5 protein-coding genes and 1 tRNA gene are annotated in these 5,718 nt (G+C 42.6%); 4 read left to right on the top strand and 2 right to left on the bottom strand.

From position 1 onward, the window contains the following. Positions 1–101 precede the first annotated feature (101 nt). Complete coding sequence (locus A5294_RS05675; RefSeq protein ID WP_082851890.1) at positions 102–989, top strand: PDZ domain-containing protein; 888 nt, start codon at positions 102–104, stop codon at positions 987–989. Positions 990–1,031: 42 nt separating this feature from the next. Here A5294_RS05675 and A5294_RS05670 read toward each other — a convergent pair. Beyond that, positions 1,032–1,105: transfer RNA gene (locus A5294_RS05670), tRNA-Val, on the bottom strand. 118 nt (positions 1,106–1,223) lie between these two features. Between A5294_RS05670 and A5294_RS05665 the strand changes: the two genes are divergently transcribed. The 3 genes from A5294_RS05665 to A5294_RS05655 are packed head-to-tail and all read left to right on the top strand — an operon-like array spanning position 1,224 to position 4,319. Next, positions 1,224–2,744 (top strand): DivIVA domain-containing protein, encoded by a 1,521-nt coding sequence (locus A5294_RS05665; RefSeq protein WP_064340669.1) that lies wholly within the window; start codon positions 1,224–1,226, stop codon positions 2,742–2,744. Between the two features lie 31 nt (positions 2,745–2,775). Further along, positions 2,776–3,522, top strand: coding sequence for a DNA repair protein RecO (gene recO, locus A5294_RS05660; RefSeq protein WP_004573900.1), 747 nt, complete (start codon positions 2,776–2,778; stop codon positions 3,520–3,522). Between the two features lie 2 nt (positions 3,523–3,524). Continuing rightward, complete coding sequence (locus A5294_RS05655) at positions 3,525–4,319, top strand: isoprenyl transferase (protein ID WP_004105147.1); 795 nt, start codon at positions 3,525–3,527, stop codon at positions 4,317–4,319. Between the two features lie 17 nt (positions 4,320–4,336). Here the strand turns inward: A5294_RS05655 and A5294_RS05650 are convergent, their stop codons facing one another. Next, positions 4,337–5,569 carry a M20 family metallopeptidase gene (locus tag A5294_RS05650; RefSeq protein WP_004573901.1) on the bottom strand — a complete coding sequence of 411 codons (1,233 nt, stop codon included), beginning with the start codon at positions 5,567–5,569 and terminating at the stop codon, positions 4,337–4,339. Between the last annotated feature and the right edge of the window lie 149 nt (positions 5,570–5,718).

The raw sequence follows: 5,718 nt of genomic DNA, 5'->3' as shown, positions 1-5,718 counted from the left end.
AATACAAATATTCTACTCGATAATATGGTTTTATGCGCTATAACTTGCGTGCAAATATATTTTAAAGCAAAACTATATAGGGCTTGTGTCATGATACAAGCATGTTTCGCTTTTCTACAGGTGCTAGTGTATTCCGTACGTGTTTTAAATTCTTGCGCTCGCTGCCTCATGCTTTAGTTTTGTACATTACTTCGCATTCTTTGCGATATTTTGCAGGATTCTTTACAGTAGTTGTTGCAATTTTTGCGTTGTCGCTTCCAAGCGCATACGTTGTAGAAGAGCCTGGTCCAACGCAGGATGTTTTAGGATCCCTATCAAATACTCCTGTGATTGATATGTCTGGTTCTCGAGTAAAAGAGAATCATGATACTGGTAAGTTATTGTTGATTACTGTCAATGTTTCTGGTGTTCCTGGATATGAAGTTTCAACATTTTATTCATTGACTTCATGGATGGATCCTCATAAAAGTTTGCTGCCTCGTGAAGCTATTGTGCCAGTAGGGCAGAGCGCTGACGAGTATGAGAAGGAATCCACAAACGAGATGGATGATTCGCAAAGTCTTGCTCAAAATGTTGCGTTGCAGTACGCGTCTAAGCATCTTGGAATTAAAAAAGAAGATGTAAAAGTTCGTTTACATATTGAAGATATTGGTGGACCGTCTGCCGGAATGATGTACACTCTAGGAATTCTTGACAAACTTACTCCTGAACAAGAAACTGGTGGTAAGACGATAGCCGGAACTGGAACTATTGAAAAATCGCAAAAAATTGGAGAAATTGGCGGTATTCGGTTAAAGATGATTGCAGCTAAAAGAGATGGGGCCACTTGGTTCTTAGCACCTTACGATAATTGCAATGAAGTTGTTGGGCATGTGCCACAAGGCTTGCGCGTTGTAAGTGTAAAAACATTGGATGATGCTTACAGAGCGTTAAAAGCTATTGGTTCTGGTCATGGGGCAAATAAATTGCCAAGCTGCAATGTGAAATAAAACTACAAACCAAATAAAACAGAAAATAGATAAAAAAGAAAGTGGGCGATGAGGGACTCGAACCCCCGACATCCACCGTGTAAAGGTGGCGCTCTAGCCAGCTGAGCTAATCGCCCGTTCGCAACAAATTAAAAACATACATGATGGTGTGTACGAATGCAACGTGTGGCGCGCGTCGTAACAATCGCGTACAGTATACTGAATAAGAACATGTGCTCAGGAGGTCGATATTCGATGGCTCAGAAACCTGATACCGCTCGTAATGCTTCAGCAATGGAGCGTGTGGGTAAGCGTAAGTTAGGATATAACGTCGCGCAGGTGAATGCTTTTCTAGAGCGCGCTCACACTTTGTACGAAAGCGATGAAGCTCGACTCACGCAGAAAGATATTCAAGAGGTTTCTTTTGACTTGGAGCGTAATGGTTACATTATTGGTCAAGTTGATGCTGCGTTATCGCGTTTGGAACGTGCGGTAGTAGATAAGTGCACTGAGCAAGAATTGGCGCAATGCGGACGAGTTGCATGGAAAGCTCGTGTAGAAGCGCTTTATCGTAAACTTTTGCAACATGCGCAAAGAGATTATCGCGATCGTTTTGATCGTGGCTCTTCGCGTCACCCATCTTATGCGCGTAAACAAGTGGATATTATGGTTGATCAAGCCTTAGATAAGATTGCTCTTATGCTTGGTCATGAGCTTGAGTGGGAAACCGACAAAGAAACATTGCAAGATATTGATTCTGCTTATGTTTCTAATGTGATTTTTACGCAAAAAAACGGTAAGCACGGTTATGATGAGCGTCAAGTTGATTATTATTTAAACGCTTGTGTGCGTTTGCTTAGCAGCTTGGAATCTTTTGAGCGTGTAGAACAGTATGTTGATGCGGATAATAGTAGTTCCTCATACTCTCGAGCAGAATCTGAATCTTATTCTGCTCCTGCTTCTGTTCCTCCTTCCGTTCCACCTTCTGTTATTCCTGTAACTAAAGCTGAAGAGCCTGCTAAATCTTCAGAATCTACGGAATCTTATAACCATTATGAAGAGCCTGTTCCATCATTTGCTCCTTCAATAAAGCCTGCATCTGATTTCAGTGCTGCTTCTGCAGCTTCTTCTGCTTCTGCCACTGAACCTTCTGCTTCTTCAATATTCAAACCTGTTGAGGATGCTGTGGAAGATGAAGACACTGCGGATAGGTTGCCTAAGATTGCACCTCGCTCAATACCTAGCGTGCCAAATCATGATAAACAAAGCATTTTTGCTCCTGTAGATTATGCTAATCAAGATTCCAATGATTCGTTTGAAGCGTTAAATAAGTCTGAGCGCGCAATATTTACACCTCATGCTGCTGCAAGTAAGCCTTCTAATGTTCTTAACGATACTGATAGCAATGATGAGCTTTTGCAAAGCGCTACAGTAATGCGAAACTCTTCTGAATCTTCTGTACTACCTCCTTCTTTCACTCCTGCAGCTCGTAATCGCAATAATTCACCTGCTGCACCTAAGCCTGTTGCTGCTCCTGCACCGGCTCCTGCTGAGTCAATTCCATCATTTGCTCCTCAAGATCCTGCACAGCATTCGTCGCAGCATTCCTCGCTTAATATTCCGGAGTTGCATGTTTCTGATTTGCAGCCGAGTAAGCCATTGAGTTTAGATATTCCAGATTTGTCATTCCCAATTATTGGCCATATTGATGAATCTACTAATTTCGGTAGCTCTTCTCAAAGCGGCGACGATTCGGAAAATAACGATCGTAATTAATCTAACTATTAAAAAAGATATAGTTTGATTCATGCCATTGTATCGCGATGAAGCTGTTGTGCTTCGTACTTTTCCTTTAGGTGAAGCGGATAGGATTGTTGTGCTTCTTACTAAGCGGCATGGTAAAGTTCGTGCTGTTGCGAAGGGAGTTCGTAGGCTTAAATCACGTTTTGGTGGTCGTCTTGAGCCGCTTATGCGTGTTGATTTGCTTCTTGCGCAAGGTAAATCTTTGGATGTAATCTCGCAGGCTGTTTCTATTGCTGCTTATGCTGGTGAAATTTGTGCAGATTATACGTCCTATGAGTATGCAAACGTCATGCTTGAAGTTGTGGATTTGCTTGTTTCTAACGAATATACAGATGAATACAGGCGTGAATATCAAGATACGCTAGGGCAGTATCGTCTGCTTACTGCGGCTTTACTTTCATTGTCTAAGCATAAGCATTCTCCTGATGCTATTGGCATGTCGTATATATTGCGAGCATTGTCATTAGCTGGGTGGTCTCCGCGACTACAGGCTTGTGTTGTATGTGGCAAAAATGAAGATTTATGCTATTTTTCGCCTTGCACAGGTGGAATGATGTGTGCAAGCGATCACACTCCGGATTCAATAGTTTGTGCTAATTCGACGCGTTTGCAATTGTGTGCGCTTGCGCAAGGAAACTGGTCTGTTCTTGACGGAGTGTCGGTTGATTCTTCTACTATGCGATGCGTTCAGCAATGGGCTGAATATTATCTTGAGCGACCTATTCGTTCGATGGGGTTGTTACATTCGTAAGTATGGCTTTTGAAAACGTGGATTATAAGTCGCTTGATATTCCAGCGGCTCCTTTTAGTGACCCTTCTCGCATACCAGATTTTCCTAAGGGCAAAGTGCCTCGTCATGTCGGTGTGATTATGGACGGAAACGGACGCTGGGCAAAAGAGCGCGGAATGATTCGAACCGAAGGTCATAAAGCTGCAGAACCGGTAGTTTTTGACGTTATTGCAGGAGCTATAGAAGCAGGAGTTCGTTATTTAAGCTTATACACTTTTTCTACCGAAAATTGGAAGCGATCTCCGCAAGAAGTGCGCTTTTTAATGGGATTTTCTAGGGAGATTATTCATAGGCGAGTTGCACAAATGAACGAGTGGGGAGTGCGAGTTCGTTGGGCAGGTCGTCGTCCTCGTTTGTGGAAGTCTGTTATTGACGAGTTGGAAAAAGCGCAAGAAATCACCAAAAATAATAAAACCATTGACGTTGTTTTTTGCATAAATTACGGCGGTCGTGCGGAAATTGCGGATGCTTGCGCGCAAATTGCGAAAGAAATTCGAGACGGCAAAATTAAAGGCGATCGCGTAAGTGAAAAAATGATTGCTGAGCACTTGTATAATCCGGATATTCCAGATTGCGATTTGGTGATTCGCACTTCCGGCGAGCAGCGCACTAGCAACTTTTTGCCTTGGCAAGCATCCTACGCGGAACTTGATTTTGTGCCGGAACTATTCCCGGATTACGGCCGCGAAGCGCTGTGGAGATCAATCGACCGTTATGCGCATCGCGATCGCAGATTTGGTGGCGTAAAAAACGCCTAGTATCTCACTAAGATTTGTTACTTTTCGCTAGCGAGCCAAGCGCAAGCTGCTACAACTGCAGCTGCTAATCCGCGATTAAGAGTGGGCTGCAAATCTGGGGCGAATGCCGGATTGTGATTTCCAGGAGCATTCTGCATATCCGCAAAACCACCTAAGCCCCAGTAAGCGTAAGGAGTTTTAAAAGCGTTCGCGACTATAGAAAAATCTTCCGAAGCAGAAGCGCGCGAAATATCTACAGAATCTTCTCCAAAGTATTCATCAAAAGCTTTACGCACGCGCAAAGACGCATTCTGATCATTATTCGTAAGCGGATAGCGATCATAATACGTAAACTCTGGTTCTTTAGGACATCTTGCAAGCTCGCACTCTCCACGCACAATTCGTTCAATAGCATTGTGCACAAATTCTTGAGTATCTTCGCTATAAGTTCTTGTGTTAATTAAAAGCTCGGCATCATCAGGAATAATATTCGACTTACTTCCTGCATTAAGCGCGCCAACTGTAACAATTGCGTAATCTTTAGCTGCAAGTTCGCGAGAAACAATCGTCTGCAATTTAAGCACAATTGATGAAGCAACAACCACCGGGTCAACGCTCAACTCAGGCATAGAACCATGCGAACCTTTACCAAAAATGTGCACGCGAATCGAAGCTGCAGTAGTTAAGAATGCGCCCGAACGAATACCGACTGTTCCTGCAGGAATAGCACCCAACACATGCTGACCAAGGTAAACGTCGGGCTTTGCAATCATGCTCGTAATGCCATTTTCCACCAAGTCTTTTGCGCCTTGAGCTGTTTCTTCTCCAGGCTGAAAAACGCCAATGTACGTTCCTCTCCAAGCATCTTTATGTTCATTAAAAGCCTTCAAGGCACCAAGTAGGCTGGAAATATGAAAATCGTGACCGCAAGCGTGTGAAACTCCAACCGTTTTGCCATTTTCGTCTTGCGTGCTAACTGTTGAAGTGTAATCTTTTCCTGAATTTTCTTTAATTGGAAGCGCATCGATATCCGCTCTCATAGCAACAACAGGACCTTCGCCGTTTTTAATTTCTGCCACAACGCCTGTTTTTCCAACTCGCTTTGTTTCAATCCCAGCTTTGCTAAGAATATCAATAATTGTTTGAGCTGTATGATCTTCTTTCATTGACAGTTCAGGATGTTGATGAAAGTATTTGTATTGTTTTTCTCGTTCTGCTTGGGTTTCATCTAAATCGGATAATATTTTTTGAACTGCCGTAAGTTGCAGCATAAACTCCTGCTTTCTTTTGTTTTATTATAACTTTTTTGAGTTTTGAGATTATTTGAGATTATTTGATTTCAGTTTTATTCTTCTTTATTTCGTTCGTTGAGAATTTTATCTATAAGCGCACTTTTTGCGTCAATTTGATTGCTAAAACC

It is taken from the genome of Gardnerella sp. 30-4 (genome assembly GCF_001641215.1).
Lineage (GTDB): Bacteria > Actinomycetota > Actinomycetes > Actinomycetales > Bifidobacteriaceae > Bifidobacterium > Bifidobacterium leopoldii.
The sequence above is the reverse complement of the archived record's forward strand: the minus strand, read 5'-3'. Positions and strand labels throughout refer to the sequence as shown.

What these genes read in the sequence shown, in the direction of transcription:
- A5294_RS05675 (WP_082851890.1), top strand. Translation starts at nt 102, where the DNA reads ATGTTTCGCTTTTCTACAGGTGCTAGTGTATTCCGTACGTGTTTTAAA.
- A5294_RS05665 (WP_064340669.1), top strand. Translation starts at nt 1,224, where the DNA reads ATGGCTCAGAAACCTGATACCGCTCGTAATGCTTCAGCAATGGAGCGT.
- recO (WP_004573900.1), top strand. Translation starts at nt 2,776, where the DNA reads ATGCCATTGTATCGCGATGAAGCTGTTGTGCTTCGTACTTTTCCTTTA.
- A5294_RS05655 (WP_004105147.1), top strand. Translation starts at nt 3,525, where the DNA reads ATGGCTTTTGAAAACGTGGATTATAAGTCGCTTGATATTCCAGCGGCT.
- A5294_RS05650 (WP_004573901.1), bottom strand. Translation starts at nt 5,569, where the DNA reads ATGCTGCAACTTACGGCAGTTCAAAAAATATTATCCGATTTAGATGAA.